A 15,397-nucleotide genomic window follows, 5' to 3' on the forward strand; every position below is an offset into this window, starting at 1 on the left:
AAAATCAACAGCAACGCTTAATCGTACTATGTGCGTGAGCTGATATTTTCCGACATGAGCGTAGCGAATACCCTAGCGTCCCCCGTCTTCCATCAAGCGTCTCCCGCTAAAGGAAGCAATCCGCCAAAATTTCCATGGCTTCTGGCTGCTGACAATTTAGTAGCATGGTATCAACCTCGCCTCGGCTGGACGCGGCGTTCCAGTCTTTGGCGCGTTCACGAATTCTCGCTTCAGGGCCAACGAGCGCGACTTCGTCGACTAGAGCGTCGGGTACGGCGGCGCGAGCCTCTTCTTTTTTGCCCGCTAAATAAAGATCCTGGATTTTCTCAGCGGCATCGCCATAGCCCATGCGCGTTGCGTAATCGGTGTAAAAGTTTTTACCCTTGGCACCCATGCCGCCAATGTAAAGTGCGAGGAAGTCTTTAATAAATACGCGGCAGCCGTCGAGGTCGTCGCCCATAATGACGCCAACAAAGGGTGCAACATTAAAGTCGGCTTTTTTGCGCCCGCTTTTTTCGAGGCCTTTTTCGATGCTGGGTTCTAGTACAGCGTATTTTTCTGGGCTCATCCACACGGGGAATACGCCGTCGGCGACTTCAGCGGAGGCGCTCACGCCAGCGGGGGTAATTGAGGCGGTGTAGATCGGGATGCTTGGGTCGCCGTGAAGTATGGATTTTAGGGGCTTGCCAAGACCAGTAGCGCCGGGGCCACTATAGGGCATTTGATACATCTTACCGTCGAAGGTAACTGGCCCCTTGCGCTCAAAAATCTCCTTCATAATTTTAATGTACTCACGGGTGCGGGTCACCGGCTTGCCGTAGGGCACGCCGTGCCAGCCTTCGACTACCTGTGGGCCTGATGCACCGAGGCCAACTATAAAGCGACCGCCAGAGAGTTGGTCTAAGCTCATGGCGGTCATGGCGCACATGGCCGGGGTTCGCGCCGGCATTTGCATAATGGCGGTGCCGACTTTAATTTTGCTAGTCTGGGCTAAAATCCACGCGGCCGGAGTAACGGCGTCAGAACCGTAGGCTTCGGCTGTCCACACCGAATCAAAACCCAGTGTTTCGGCGTGCTTAACCGTATCCATGGGAATAGAGAGTTTTGCGCCAGAGTAGCCCAGTAATAGTCCTAGTTTCATTATTTTATCCTTTTATTTGATTGCCACAGCCTAGTAGATTACAGCGTGTCTGTCAGTGGCTGCTTTGAAATGATTGCGCCGCTTAGGTCGGCGTATAGGTGCTCGCCTGGGTATAGTGTAGTACCGCCAAATTCCAGTGCAATATTGCAACGGCCGTCGCCCAGTTTTTCGGTTTTGCGGGGTACGCTGCCCAGCGCCATGATGCCAATGGGCATGTTGGCCAGCTCTTCCACGTCGCGCAGATAACCGTAGATTACAATACCGCGCCAGCCGTTATCGGCTGCAGCGCGAGCAAGGTTGTCGCCGAGTAGTGAGCGTCGCGGTGAGGCGCCGCCATCGACAACGAGCACGCGATTATTGCCCGGTGTTTTAACCACTTCGGCAACTTTGGAGTTGTCTTCAAAGCATTTAATGGTGACGATTTCGCCCCAGAAATGCTGTTTACCGCCATAGTGGCGGAAGTTCACCTCTAGTACGCGCACGTTATCGCCATGTTCATCGCAGAGATCGGGGGTGGATATCGTATTCATAGTAACTCCTGCAGTGGTTGGTGGTGGGCGAGTAATGGAAAGGGTAAAAACCACTATGCCTTTTTTTGCGCCTCCCGTCTCCCGTCACGTATTGGGTAAACGGTTTTACTTATTCGCTAACAAGTTTTAGGTAATTGGCGCTTATATCGCTATTGATATAGGCCATGCCCAGTACGGTTAAGTACTCCAGGCGATCGGCTTTCATTAGATCGATATCGGGTATGCCGAAGCCATTTTCCTGATAAATCCCTGCCAAATACGCCATAAAGTCTTCACCTTCTTTGAGTAGCAGCAAGCTCGCGGCACCGACATCGGGCTTTACTTTGGCGTTTAGGCCTTCTGGAAGGCTTACGGCAAACACAACAGGGTGCTCATTGCCTTCAACACGCACACTGCGGTTCCTCACGGTTTGCTGCGCCCAATAAAAAGCCAGCTCTTTGCTTTGAGTTAAAAAAACCGGCTCAATCGATTCGGTATAACTATTGCCGATGGTTGCCATGGTTTGCTTTGCGGCGTTTTTGAGTACTTTGTCACCGGAGCGCTTCAGGCCCTGGGTTTTGATTGAGTCGACTAGCGCCGACGAAGTGCCGTGATACCAGACGTTACTCGTAGCAAATCCTTGGTCGCGCAATACATTGTTAGCGTCTTTAAGAAAAGTAGGTGTATTAGTCATATTGGAAGTCACTTAGTCAGTTTTAGTTGGCAAAGAGCTGAAATGCTGAAAGAAAAGCAACTCGCTGCCTTTGCCGCTATAGCGGGAAACCATCATATTCTATTCATAAAAAAGGCGACACCTTTTGCAAGGGTCGCCTTTTTCTACTGCGCTGAACTGTGCCCTGCTGATGCGTATGCAATCGCCAGGGCACGTCACTTACACCTTAATTCAACTTAGTTGAACTGGTTAGAAGTGTTTTTCGCGCCGCCTGCTTTCAGTGCAAGCTCGCCAGCGTAGTATTCTTTGTGGTCGTCACCCATGTCTGAACCAGACATGTTTTGGTGCTTAACACAGGCGATACCCTGACGGATTTCTTTACGCTGTACGCCAGCAACATAACCCAGCATGCCCTGCTCACCGAAGTACTCTTTTGCGAGGTTGTCAGTAGACAGCGCTGCAGTGTGGTAAGTCGGCAGAGTGATCAGGTGGTGGAATACGTTCGCTTCACGGGCAGTGTCTGCCTGGAAAGTCTTGATACGTTCATCAGCAACGGCAGCCAATTCAGTTTCGTCGTATTCAGCTGACATCAGGTTTGCACGATCATAGGCAGATACGTCTTTACCTTCAGCAGTCCAAGTATCGAAAGTCTGCTGGCGGAAGTTCAGTGTCCAGTTGAAAGAAGGAGAGTTGTTGTAAACCAACTTCGCATCTGGGTGAACTTTACGAACTTCGTCCATCATGCCTTTGATTTCGTGAACGGTTGGAACGGCTGTTTCGATCCAAAGCAGGTCGGCGCCAGCATTGATAGCTTCGATACAGTCAAATACGCAACGCTCGTGACCAGTGCCTTCGCGGAACTGGTACAGGCCAGAAGGCAGACGCTTGGGACGAACCAGCTTGCCGTTACGGTTGAAGCAAACGTCGCCTTCAGCCATGTCAGCTACGTTGATTTCTTCAACGTCTAAGAACGAGTTGTAAATGTCGCCCTGATCGCCTGGCTCTTTAACAACGGCGATTTCTTTGGTCAGGCCAGCACCTTCAGAGTCAGTACGTGCAACGATAACGCCGTTGTCGACTCCCAGCTCTAAGAAAGCGTAACGCAATGCGCGCAGCTTATTGTGGAAGTCGGCGTGGGGTACGGTTACTTTGCCGTCTTGGTGACCGCACTGCTTTTCGTCAGCAACTTGGTTTTCGATCTGCAGGCAGCAAGCGCCAGCTTCGATCATTTGCTTGGCCATCAGGTAAGTCGCTTCAGCGTTACCGAAACCAGCGTCGATGTCTGCAACAATAGGTACTACGTGAGTAACATGGTTGTCGATTTGATCTTGGATCTTAGCTTCTTCAGCGGTGTCGCCAGCTTCGCGAGCAGCATCCAGAGCGCGGAACAAACCGCCCAGCTCACGTGCATCGGCTTGACGCAGGAAGGTGTAGAGCTCGCGTACTAGGTCGGCAACAACGGTTTTTTCATGCATTGATTGGTCAGGCAAGGGACCAAAGGACGAGCGCAGAGCGGCAACCATCCAGCCAGACAGGTACAAGTAGCGACGATCAGTTTTACCGTTGAAGTGTTTCTTAATAGAAATCATCTTCTGCTGACCAATAAAACCATGCCAGCAACCCAGAGACTGAGTGTATTTGGTTTTGTCTTTGTCAAACGCGGCCATGTCTGCACGCATGATGTCGGCAGTGTATTTGGCAATGTCTAGACCGGTTTTGAATTTGTTCTGGGCGCGCATGCGTGCGACATACTCGGGGTTGATTCCGTCCCAGCTGTGGCCAGCTTGTTCCTTAAGTGAGGCAACTGCCTGGATGTCTGCTTGTAGAGTTGACATATGTGGTCCCTATTTTGTGCGTTTGGGTGGTTAACGCTGCCTAGTTTACGCGTGACTGTTAAATTTTTCTAATTTATAGATATTATGTCGGTTATTTATTGAGTGAATAATGTTTGCTTGATCGCCATTGAAGCGCTATATAGCTACACAATAATAGAAGGGCTTTTGGGAATGCGCCGAATTCCACCATTATAGCTGCTCAATATAAATTATTCATTCATAAAAAGAATAGTAAAGATAATATGGATAAATTTGCAGAATTATCCTCAGGTGCTAGGATGTTGGTCTACATTTGAGTTATGTCGCACGCAGTTAATTATTAAACACAAAGTATTAATTTATTAAGGAGTGATTATGTCTTCGCAGGCCAATTCTAGGGTGCAGCACGCAGGCTTACAGATTGCCGATGTACTTTATCGCTTGGTCAACGAGGAGGTCGCTCCTGGTACCGGTATTAGCCCAGATCAATTTTGGGATGCGATGGCGGCAGTGATTAAAGATCTCGCCCCTAAAAATCGCGCTTTACTGGCTAAGCGCGAGCAGATCCAGGCGCAAATTGACGACTGGCATCGCGCTAATCGCGGTCAGTTCGACGCAGCAAAGTATAAAGCCTTTTTGACCGAAATTAATTACCTGCTTCCTGAACCTGCTGATTTTGCGGTTAGCACCGTGAATGTTGACGAGGAAATCGCCAATCTGGCCGGTCCCCAGCTTGTTGTGCCAGTAATGAATGCTCGCTACGCCCTGAACGCTGCGAATGCGCGTTGGGGTAGCTTATATGATGCACTATATGGCACCAATGTTATTTCTGAGGCCGATGGTGCTGACAAAGGTAAGGGCTATAACCCTGTGCGCGGCGCCAAAGTTATCGCTTACGCTCGTCAATTTTTGGACAGCAGTGCGCCTTTGGCTAGTGGTAGTCATGCAGATTCCACGCTGTATCGTGTTGTTAATGGCAGCTTGGCGGTTAGCTTGGCAGACGGCTCTGTTACCGAGTTGCAGCAGCCTGAGCAGTTTGTCGGTTTTCTGGGTGATGCCGCCAGCCCTAGCAATATTTTGCTAGTAAATAATGGTTTGCACATCGATATCCAAATAGACGACCAGCACCCTATTGGCAAGGATGATCCGGCGCGAGTTAAAGATTTAGTGCTGGAGTCGGCACTGACCACTATTCAAGACTGTGAGGATTCGGTAGCCGCAGTAGATGCCGACGACAAAGTTGAGGTTTATCGCAATTGGTTGGGTTTAATGAAGGGCGACCTTCAGGAGAAACTCACTAAAGGTGGTAAAGAACTCGTTCGTACCTTAGTTGGCGACCGGACCTTCACCGCAGCCGATGGTAGTGAAAAAATACTGCATGGTCGCAGCTTGCTCTTGGTTCGTAACGTTGGTCACTTGATGACCAATGAAGCCATTATTGATGCGGATGGTTTTGAAGTACCCGAAGGCATTATGGATGCCATGGTCACCGTGTTGGCGGCGATGCACGATCTTAAGCAGACGGGCGCCTTGCGCAACTCTCGCACGGGCAGTGTTTACATTGTTAAGCCCAAAATGCATGGCCCTGAAGAAGTGGCTTTTGCTGGCGAATTATTCTCGCGGGTTGAAGACGCGTTTGGTTTGCCGCGCAACACCTTAAAAATCGGCATCATGGACGAGGAGCGTCGCACTACCGTTAACCTCAAAGCCTGTATTGCTGCGGTGCCAGAGCGGGTTATCTTTATCAATACTGGCTTCTTAGATCGCACCGGTGACGAAATTCACACGAGCATGGAAGCCGGCCCATTTGTACGCAAAGCCGACATGAAAAAGCAGGCGTGGATTAACGCCTACGAAGACTGGAACGTTGATATCGGCTTGGCTTGTGGCTTAAGCGGCCGCGCGCAAATCGGTAAAGGCATGTGGGCCATGCCCGACGAAATGGCCGCGATGATGGAGGCAAAGATTGCTCATCCACAGGCTGGCGCTAACTGCGCTTGGGTGCCATCGCCTACTGCCGCGACCTTGCACGTCATGCACTATCACCAAGTCAACGTGAAGTCGGTGCAAGCCCAGTTGGCCAGCCGCCAGCGCGCTGCATTGGACGATATTTTAAGTATTCCGGTTGCGCAGAACCCCAATTGGAGCGCCGAAGAAATCCAGCAAGAGTTGGATAACAACGCTCAGGGCATGCTTGGCTATGTAGTGCGCTGGATCGATGCCGGTGTGGGCTGCTCTAAAGTTCCTGATATTAACGATGTTGGCCTGATGGAAGACCGCGCGACCCTGCGTATCTCCAGTCAGCACATCGCCAACTGGTTACATCACGGCGTTTGTACTGAGGCGCAAGTGATGGAAACCATTAAGCGTATGGCGGCAGTAGTTGATAGGCAGAATGCCGACGACCCGAGCTACACGCCAATGGCGCCTAACTTCGACGACAGCGTGGCCTTCCAAGCTGCCTGTGAACTGGTCTTTAAGGGCTGCGAACAGCCTAGTGGCTACACCGAGCCAGTTCTGCATCGCCGTCGTATTGAATACAAAGCTCAAGCTAAGGCTTGATCTGTAAACGATTCCTTTCCTGTCAGTGAGGCTTGGCCCGGATTTATCCGGGCCTTTTTTATTGCGAAGTCGGGCGTCGGATGTCTGATGTCAGACGAAGGTATTGCGGTATTTACGTCTGACATCAGGCGTCCGGCGCCAGACCTAATTTGCTGCCGCTGGCAGCAAAGCTTAAAAACGCCCATAATCACGCCAAACTATAAAGCCCTGCGGAGTTATTCTTAGTATGAATCTATCGCGAATCGATCTAAACCTGCTGGTCTATCTCGACGTGCTGTTGCGAGAGAAGAATGTTACCCGTGCCGCGGAGCAGTTAGGCATTACCCAGCCAGCATTGAGTAATGGTCTGCGCCGTCTGCGGGATTTGTTTAATGATCCGCTGCTGGTGCGTACCAGCGAGGGCATGACGCCGACGGAGCGTGCCTTGGAGTTGCAGCCCCAGGTGCGGACTATTTTATCGGCAGTGGAGCAGGCGGTATTGCCGGTCTCGGATTTTGAGGTCACTAAGAGTAGCCGGGTGTTTCGGATTATGGCCAGCGACTATGCGGAGTCTACGCTATTGATGCCGCTGCTATTTAAACTCCGCGACGAAGCGCCGAATATCACTTTAGATATTTTGACTCCGAGCGACGTGACTTTTCAGGACTTGGAACAAGGCAAGATCGACATGGCAATCAATCGCTTTGATCGTCTGCCTCAGTCTTTTCATCAGGCCACGGTGTGGCGAGATAGCTTTTCCTGTCTGATGAGCAGTGGCAACTCAGCCTTGGGTAATTTCGATATGGATGCCTTTTTAGCGGCGCCCCATATCTGGGTTAGCAAGACCGGTATGGGGGTTGGGCGCGGTATGAGTCAGCGCGACAGTCAGCGCTTAGGCTGGGTCGACGAGGCCTTGGCCGAGTGTGGGCACGAGCGGCAAATCCGCGTGTTTACCCGTCACTATCAGGTGGCGGCATTACTGGCGAAACACCCTGATTTAATTGCTACCCTGCCGACTCAGGTAGCTAATTTGTACGTGGATGACCCGCGTTTAGCCGTGCGCAAACCGCCGTTTATGATAATACCTATTGAGCTTAAGCTCGCGTGGAGCCCCCTGTTACAGCATGACCCGGGTCATATTTGGCTGCGGCGTCGTATTGTTGAGGTGGGCGAGGAAATTTCCGGTCGCGCCTGAGTTTGGCGGGGGTGTGACAACTTCCGCAATATTGGCCGCTGATCGTCGAATCTCGGCAAATAAGCAATAAATTGGCCCGGTGGCGTGACCTTGCCGGTCAAAACTGTCATGCTTGTCGGCTTATTTTAACGGGAGGCTCCCATGATTATTGCTAACGATTGCGTAGTGGCTTTTCACTACACCCTGACCGACGAAGCTGGTGCTGAGATTGACACGTCAAAAGGTCAAGAGCCACTGGCCTATCTGCATGGTCACGGCGGTATTATCCCAGGTTTAGAGCGTGAGCTGACCGGCAAAACTACCGGCGACGCGATGAAAGTGACTGTTCAGCCAGAAGATGGCTACGGTGAACTGAACCCTGAATTGATCCAAGCGGTACCTCGTGAAGCATTCCAAGGCGTCGATCAAATCGAAGTCGGCATGCAGTTCCAGGCGTCCGGCGCGCAGGGTCAAGTGCAAACCGTTGTTGTTAAAGCGGTTGACGACGAGTCTGTTACTGTTGATGCCAACCACCCTTTAGCGGGTCAGGTATTGCAGTTTGACGTCAGCATTGAAGAAGTTCGTGTTGCCAGTGAAGAAGAACTCAGCCATGGCCATGTCCACGGCGCCGGTGGTCATCAGCACTGATTACCTAAGAGTTTTAAAAGAGGCCAATTGGCCTCTTTTTTTTGCCTGTAATTCTGCTTTATCGTTCCTCTTTTGCTCAAACCTAAAACTTAGCGCCTATTGGCAAGAAACCTGCTTAATGAATATTGATATGTTTGGTATGGACTGGCATCGGGCTGTGCTATACCTAAACGATGTGTTCGATTCATTCTGATCTAAGCATCGCCAGCTTTAGGAGGCTTATTTGCCGGACATGCGCGCCGACTTGACTGAGTTTTTATTGCAAGAACGTTTGCCGGAGCAATATCGCCAGCAGATACAGGCTTATTTTATCCCTTTCATTAACGAGGTATTACCGCGGATTCGCGCGGGTGACTTGCGTGTATTGGGCATTCACGGCGCCCAGGGCAGTGGCAAATCGACCTTGGCCGCTTTTTTTCAATGGTATCTGCAGCGCGAACACGGCATGACAGTGGCGGTGGTGTCGATAGACGACTTCTATTTACGCCGCGCTGAGCGCCAAGATTTGGCGGCGAAAGTGCACCCCTTGCTTCTAACGCGCGGTGTGCCGGGCAGCCATGACGTGCCGCTTGCCGAGCAAACCTTGGCGGCCTTATTGACCTTAAAGTCGGGGCAGAGCGTGGATTTACCGCGGTTTGACAAGGCCTGTGACGATCGGGCCCAGCGCATCGCGTGGCCGCGCATTTCCGGTCCGGTTGACCTCATTATCTTTGAGGGTTGGTGTTTGGGAGCGGCGCCTTGCGAGGAACCTGCTTTGGCCACACCAGTGAACGCACTTGAAGCGGAAGAAGACCCCGACGGCGTTTGGCGGGCCTATGTAAATGCCGCGCTTGCTGGGGAATATCGTCGTCTTTTTGCAAAAATAGATTATTTATTGATGCTGGCGGCGCCCAGCTTTGACTGCGTGCAGGGCTGGCGGCTTGAGCAGGAGCAAAAGCTGGCGGCGACGCTGGATGTGGCTGCCGCACCAGCGTTAATGGATGCGGTGGCCATTGAGCGCTTTATTCAGCACTACGAGCGGATTACTCGCCAGTGTCTACAATACCTTCCCTTCCAAGCGGATTGTGTGATGACGATGGCCGCAGATCGGCGGATTAGTGCGGTAGGTTACCTACAACGCGGCAATGACCATGCTCGTCAGAGCCTGGTTTTTACCGATTTAGATGGCACGCTGCTGGATCATGATAATTACTCCTTCAGTGCAGCGACCCAAGCACTTGCTCGCTTAGCCGACCTCGGGGTGGTGTGGGTACTCAATACCAGCAAGACCCAGGCCGAGCTCCATAAGTTGGCCGCCCAGCTAAAAAATCCCTACCCCTTTATTATTGAAAATGGCGCTGCCGTGGTGGTGCCCGCCGGCTGTGATTTGCTGGCCGATGTTGATTTGAGCACAGTAAATGGCCAGCGGGTAAAGGAATTTGCGCCACGCCGCGACGAGGTCCTAACACTATTGCGTACTTGGCGAGCGCAGGGCGGCTATCAGTTTTCTGGCTTTGCGGATTTTGATGCACCAACTTTGTGCAATATAGCAGGGCTCAGTTTGGGAGAGGCCGAATTAGCACTGCAGCGTGAGTACTCGGAGCCTATTTGTTGGGAAGACACAGATGAGCGCTGGCAGGAGTTTGCTGGCCTGCTTGCCGCAGAAGGCTTGCAGGCCCTAAAAGGTGGCCGTTTTATCCATATTATGGGCACTGCAGATAAGGGCCGGGCGATGGCGTGGCTGGCTTCTTGCTTATACCCAATAGGGCCTGCGCCGCAGCTGATCGCGCTGGGTGACAGCGGTAACGATGTCGCCATGCTGGAGCGAGCAGATATTGCTGTGGTGGTGCGCTCGCCACATCATTTACCGCCGCAGATTACGGCGCCACAGGGAGAGTTACGTATTACTGAAGGTTTTGGCCCAGTCGGTTGGAACGAGGCCTTAATAGACATATTTGGTGCGGGCGATTAAATCGCGTTAGCACTCTGACGTTTTTAAAATAATATAGGCAATAATATGGGCGATTTTTACCAGAACGGCATCATTACCACCTTACACAATTTGATTGATCGGCCGGTGAGTGACATTGAGGCTGAACTGAAACAATTCTCCAAGCAACGGCCAATGGCCCTGATGCTGCCCTCGCTGTTTTCAGAGCTAGAAGGCCCAGCGCTGGCCGCGATCATTGATGAAATTGCCAAGGTCGATTATATCGATGAAATTATTATTGGTTTGGATCAGGCCGATGAGGCTCAGTATCGCTACGCCTTAAAATTCTTTAGTCGGCTACCCCAGCGTCATCGCGTGCTGTGGAATGATGGCCCGCGGCTGCGGGCAATTGATGCTCGGCTGCAAAAGCGTGGTCTTTCTCCGGAAGAGCCGGGCAAGGGCCGCAATGTGTGGTATTGCCTTGGCTTTATTCAGGCCTCGGGTCGCGCCGAGGCAATCGCTCTGCACGACTGCGATATTCTGACCTACGACCGTCGACTGCTTGCGCAATTGTTTTATCCCGTGGCTAATCCGGCCTTTAACTATGAGTTTTGTAAGGGCTATTACGCGCGGGTTGCCGACGGCAAAATCAATGGCCGGGTGAGCCGCTTGTTGGTCACGCCGCTGATTCGCTCCTTAAAGAAAATTCTTGGTGGCTCGGATTATCTCGAGTATTTAGACAGTTATCGTTACCCGCTGTCGGGTGAATTTTCGATGCGCATGGATGTGTTAAACGATCTGCGTATTCCCAGCGACTGGGGCCTAGAGATTGGCGTGCTTTCGGAGATGTACCGCAATTACTCCACTAACCGTCTGTGCCAGGTCGATATTGCCGATGTTTACGATCATAAGCACCAATCCCTGTCTGCAGCGGATGACAGCAGTGGTTTGTCAAAAATGTCGATTGATATATCCAAGGCGATTTTCCGCAAGTTGGCCACTAATGGCGTGGTGTTTAATAGCGAAACCTTCCGCACCATCAAGGCAACCTATTACCGAGTTGCCCTAGATTTTGTCGACAGCTATCGCGCCGACGCGGTGATGAATGGTCTTGATTTGGACCTTCATCGGGAAGAGCAGGCGGTTGAGTTGTTTGCTCAAAATATTGTAAAGGCGGGCAATATGTTTCTGGAAAATCCCATGGAAACACCGTTTATACCGAGCTGGAATAGGGTAGGCAGCGCCGAGCCGACCTTGTTGGCCGACATGCTGGCCGCAGTGGAGGCTGACAACGAGGAATTCGCATCGTAATGACGGAATTAAGCCCCGCGCAACATTTGCGTAATCGACTTGCCGCCCATTTGGAGGTTTTGTATCCGCAGCTCGGTAATGCGGGCCTCATTGAGGAAATGATTGCGGCAATGGCCTTAGATCAGCGCTGTTTTATGCCCGAGGCTCATAAAAACCACTGGGACGAAAGTGACGCCTTAGTCATTACTTATGGCGACTCGATTCTGCGCGACGGTGAGTGGCCGCTGCATACTCTGCATGATTTCCTGCGGCGGGAGTTGCGCGGCGTGGTTAGCGGCGTCCATATTCTGCCCTTTTACCCCTATAGCTCCGACGATGGTTTTTCGGTGATCAACTATGTGGAGGTTAATCCTTCTTTGGGTGATTGGCAGGACGTGAGTGCGATCGCCCGCGATTTTGATTTAATGGCAGATTTGGTCATAAATCATTGCTCTAGCCGCAGTCTGTGGTTTGAGAATTTTAAGCAGCGCCGCGACCCCGGCCAAGATTATTTTGTGGAGGTCGACCCCAGCGTCGATTTAAGTGCCGTGGTGCGGCCCCGCACCAGCCCCTTGTTGAGCGAGGTGCAAACCCTCGACGGCAAACGGCATGTTTGGTGTACTTTTAGCCACGATCAAGTCGACCTTAACTTTGAAAACCCCAAGGTTCTGCTGGAATTTATTAAAATTATCCGTTATTACCTCGATATGGGCGTTAAAATTTTCCGCCTCGACGCAGTGGCGTTTTTGTGGAAAATCCCCGGTACCAGTAGTTTGAATTTGGAGCAGACCCACGAGGCCGTGCGCCTGCTGCGCAGTTTAATTGAGCACGCCGTCCCCGACGCGATTATCATCACCGAAACCAATATTCCCCTGCGCGAGAATCTGGCCTATTTCGGCAATGCCAATGAAGCCCATATGGTTTACAACTTTTCGCTGCCGCCGCTATTAATTAACACCTTGGTCACGGGCAGTAGCCGCGCCTTAAAAACGTGGATGATGGGCATGCCTGCGGCCCAAGACGGCACCACGTATTTTAATTTTATTGCCTCCCACGATGGCATCGGCTTGCGGCCAGCGGAAGGTTTGCTCGACGACGAGGAAATTAAAGCGCTGGTGGGCGTAATGCAAAAAAGTGGCGGCCGGGTGTCGTGGCGGGCCTTGGCCAATGGTGAAAACCGTCCTTATGAAATCAACATCAGTTTGTTCGATGCTATGCGTCGTCGCCTCGATGGCAGTCACGGGGGCGATGGCGAGGATGGTTACCAAGAGCAGCGCTTTATTTGCGCCCATGCACTAATGCTGGCGGTACAGGGCGTACCGGCGTTCTATATCCACAGCCTGTTAGCGACTGAAAACGATGAGAATCGCGTTTTGCATACCAGTCATAACCGCGCGATTAATCGTCATCAGTGGTCGGCAGATAACTTAGAAGAGCAGCTCGCCACAACGAGTCATCACGCGCGGATATTTGCCGTGCTTAAAGAGCTAATTAAGTTGCGGGCTAAGCAGCCTGCTTTCCACCCCAACGCCGCGCAGTATCCTTTGCATTTGGGCGATCACGTATTTGGTTTGCGCCGAGAGTGTCGCACCGAGGGTAGCGCCGGACAAAGCTTGTTGGCCATCTATAATATTAGCGCCTGCGCCCAAACGCTGGCGATGAGTAGTTTGAACTTAGATGCCGATAAGCACTGGCGCGAATTGCTCAGTGACACTGATATTCACCCCGAGGCGGGTGATATCGTCTTGCCGCCCTATGCCTATTGCTGGCTTGCCTCGCGGCCATAATTTTTGGCGGTGAATGATCTGCATGTCTATTGACCTGTGATGTCACTAAAGCCGGAGCCATAAACTGCTATGGTGTTCTGAATTTTATTTGAACACTGTATCTGAGGTTCGTGATGGCCGACTACAAAGCCCCCCTGCGCGATATTGATTTTGTCTTAAAGGACTTTTTACACTGCGAGCAACACTACGCGAGCCTGAAAGGTTGTGAGGAACTCGGTGCCGATTTGATGGATGCCATCATTGGTGAGGGCGCTAAGTTTGCCGAAAACGTCGTGAACCCCATTGCGGCGAATGGTGATGAGCAAGGCTGTACGTTTGCAAATGGTCAGGTGACAACACCAGACGGGTTTAAAGAGGCTTTTCGTCAGTGGGGCGAGGGCGGCTGGCAGACTTTGGGCATTCCGGTTGCCGAGGGTGGGCAGGGTTTGCCTTCGTCTTTAGGCTCAGTCATTGGCGAAATGGTGGGCGCGCCTAGTTGGGCGTTCAGCATGTATGGCGGATTGGCGCTCGCGCCAGTGACCTGCCTAATTAACGGTGGTACTGAGGCGCAAAAACAGCGTTATTTGCCTAAGCTACTAAGTGGCGAGTGGGCGGGCACCATGTGCCTGACCGAGGCTCACTGCGGCTCTGATGTAGGCTTGCTGCGGACCAAAGCCATTAAAAATGCCGACGGTACGTACACCTTACAGGGCAGCAAAATTTTCATCTCCGGCGGTGAGCAGGACATGACCGATAATATCATTCACGCCATTTTGGCGAGGGTGGAGGGTGCGCCAGCGGGTACAAAAGGGATCTCCCTTTTTATCGCGCCTAAGTATTGGGTAAATGAAGACGGTTCAGCGGGCGATTTTAATAATATTCACTGTGGCGCCATAGAAAAGAAGATGGGGTTGAAGGCCTCGGCCACATGCGTGATGAATTACGATGGCGCCCGCGCGGTGCTGTTGGGCGAAGAAAATCGTGGTTTAGAAATCATGTTTAAGCTAATGAATGCGGCCCGCCTCGGCACCGCACTGCAGGGCCTCGCTATGGGCGAAATGGCTTATCAGGGCGCAGTTGGCTACGCCCGCGAGCGTTTACAAATGCGGTCCTTAACTGGGCCGAAAAACCCGGATGGCCCCGCTGATCCTATTTTGGTTCATCCGGATGTGCGCCGTATGCTGCTAACGCAAAAAGCCTTCATTGAGGGACAGCGGGCCTTGATTTACTGGCTTGCGCAGCAAGTCGATTTGAGTCAGTTTGGCGGCGAAATCGAGCAAGCGGAAGCCGTGCAATTACTCGAGTTATTGACGCCCATCGCCAAGGCGTTCTGTACTGAAACGGCCCAAGAAGTTACTTATCTCGGGGTACAGGTGTTTGGTGGTCACGGTTATATTAGTGATAACGGTATGGAGCGAATCGCGCGGGATAATCGCATTTCTACGGTATATGAAGGAACTACTGGGATTCAGGCCCTCGACCTAATCGGTCGCAAGGTGCTGGGCAGTGGTGGCGCCGTTCTTAGTAATTTCACTAAGATTGTCCACAAGTACTGCCAAGCAAATAAAGACAATGCGCAACTTGCCGAGTTTATAGCGCCATTAGCTGTATTGAATAAAGAATGGGGCGAAGTGACCATGGCCGTTGGCGAAAAGGCGATGGCAGATGCCGATGAAGTGGGCGCAGCCTCAGTCGACTATCTGATGTATTCGGGCTATGTGGTTTTTGCCTACCTCTGGGCGCAGATGGCTGAAATCGCGCAGCAAAAGCTGGATTCGGGCATTGATGACCCACTGTATCGTGGCAAGCTAAAAACGGCACGGTTTTACTTTCAGCGCTTGCTCCCCAGAACTGCTACGCATAAAGCCGCGATGCTCGCTGGCGCCGCTGGACTGATGGACATGAATGAAGAAGAGTTTATTTGTTAGTTGT

At 51.8% G+C, this 15,397-nt stretch carries 11 protein-coding genes; 7 read left to right on the plus strand and 4 right to left on the minus strand.

The features are described from left to right. Nucleotides 1–106: 106 nt before the first annotated feature. From AZF00_RS01825 to AZF00_RS01840, 4 genes are all read right to left on the minus strand, one after another. Complete coding sequence (locus AZF00_RS01825) at nucleotides 107–1,141, minus strand: LLM class F420-dependent oxidoreductase (RefSeq protein WP_062382826.1); 1,035 nt, start codon at nucleotides 1,139–1,141, stop codon at nucleotides 107–109. 38 nt (nucleotides 1,142–1,179) lie between these two features. After that, nucleotides 1,180–1,671, minus strand: a complete 492-nt coding sequence (rraA, locus tag AZF00_RS01830) for a ribonuclease E activity regulator RraA (RefSeq protein ID WP_062382842.1) — start codon at nucleotides 1,669–1,671, stop codon at nucleotides 1,180–1,182. A gap of 109 nt (nucleotides 1,672–1,780) precedes the next feature. Next, nucleotides 1,781–2,344 (minus strand): hypothetical protein, encoded by a 564-nt coding sequence (locus AZF00_RS01835; protein WP_062382845.1) that lies wholly within the window; start codon nucleotides 2,342–2,344, stop codon nucleotides 1,781–1,783. A 215-nt stretch (nucleotides 2,345–2,559) separates the two neighbouring features. After that, nucleotides 2,560–4,158, minus strand: a complete 1,599-nt coding sequence (locus AZF00_RS01840) for an isocitrate lyase (RefSeq protein WP_008251263.1) — start codon at nucleotides 4,156–4,158, stop codon at nucleotides 2,560–2,562. Between the two features lie 354 nt (nucleotides 4,159–4,512). Between AZF00_RS01840 and AZF00_RS01845 the strand changes: the two genes are divergently transcribed. From AZF00_RS01845 to AZF00_RS01880, 7 genes are all read left to right on the plus strand, one after another. Further along, nucleotides 4,513–6,699, plus strand: a complete 2,187-nt coding sequence (locus AZF00_RS01845; RefSeq protein ID WP_008251264.1) for a malate synthase G — start codon at nucleotides 4,513–4,515, stop codon at nucleotides 6,697–6,699. Nucleotides 6,700–6,925: 226 nt separating this feature from the next. Further along, nucleotides 6,926–7,873 carry a LysR family transcriptional regulator gene (locus AZF00_RS01850; RefSeq protein ID WP_008251265.1) on the plus strand — a complete coding sequence of 316 codons (948 nt, stop codon included), beginning with the start codon at nucleotides 6,926–6,928 and terminating at the stop codon, nucleotides 7,871–7,873. A 141-nt stretch (nucleotides 7,874–8,014) separates the two neighbouring features. After that, nucleotides 8,015–8,500, plus strand: coding sequence for an FKBP-type peptidyl-prolyl cis-trans isomerase (locus AZF00_RS01855; protein ID WP_008251266.1), 486 nt, complete (start codon nucleotides 8,015–8,017; stop codon nucleotides 8,498–8,500). 232 nt (nucleotides 8,501–8,732) lie between these two features. Further along, nucleotides 8,733–10,451: an HAD-IIB family hydrolase gene (locus AZF00_RS01865; RefSeq protein WP_062382850.1), complete on the plus strand. Its 1,719-nt coding sequence runs from the start codon at nucleotides 8,733–8,735 to the stop codon at nucleotides 10,449–10,451. Nucleotides 10,452–10,496: 45 nt separating this feature from the next. Beyond that, the gene (locus AZF00_RS01870; protein ID WP_062382853.1) at nucleotides 10,497–11,720 is read left to right on the plus strand and encodes a glycosyltransferase family protein; all 1,224 of its coding nucleotides are present in this window, start codon (nucleotides 10,497–10,499) and stop codon (nucleotides 11,718–11,720) included. Then, entirely contained in the window at nucleotides 11,720–13,486 is a 1,767-nt protein-coding gene (locus AZF00_RS01875) for an alpha-amylase family glycosyl hydrolase (RefSeq protein WP_062382857.1), read from the plus strand. The genes AZF00_RS01870 and AZF00_RS01875 overlap by 1 nt, the downstream gene beginning before the upstream one ends. Before the next feature lie 113 nt (nucleotides 13,487–13,599). Then, nucleotides 13,600–15,393, plus strand: a complete 1,794-nt coding sequence (locus tag AZF00_RS01880; protein WP_062382866.1) for an acyl-CoA dehydrogenase C-terminal domain-containing protein — start codon at nucleotides 13,600–13,602, stop codon at nucleotides 15,391–15,393. The last annotated feature ends 4 nt before the right edge of the window (nucleotides 15,394–15,397 follow it).

Origin of the sequence: Zhongshania aliphaticivorans (genome assembly GCF_001586255.1) — a bacterium.
Lineage (GTDB): Bacteria > Pseudomonadota > Gammaproteobacteria > Pseudomonadales > Spongiibacteraceae > Spongiibacter > Spongiibacter aliphaticivorans.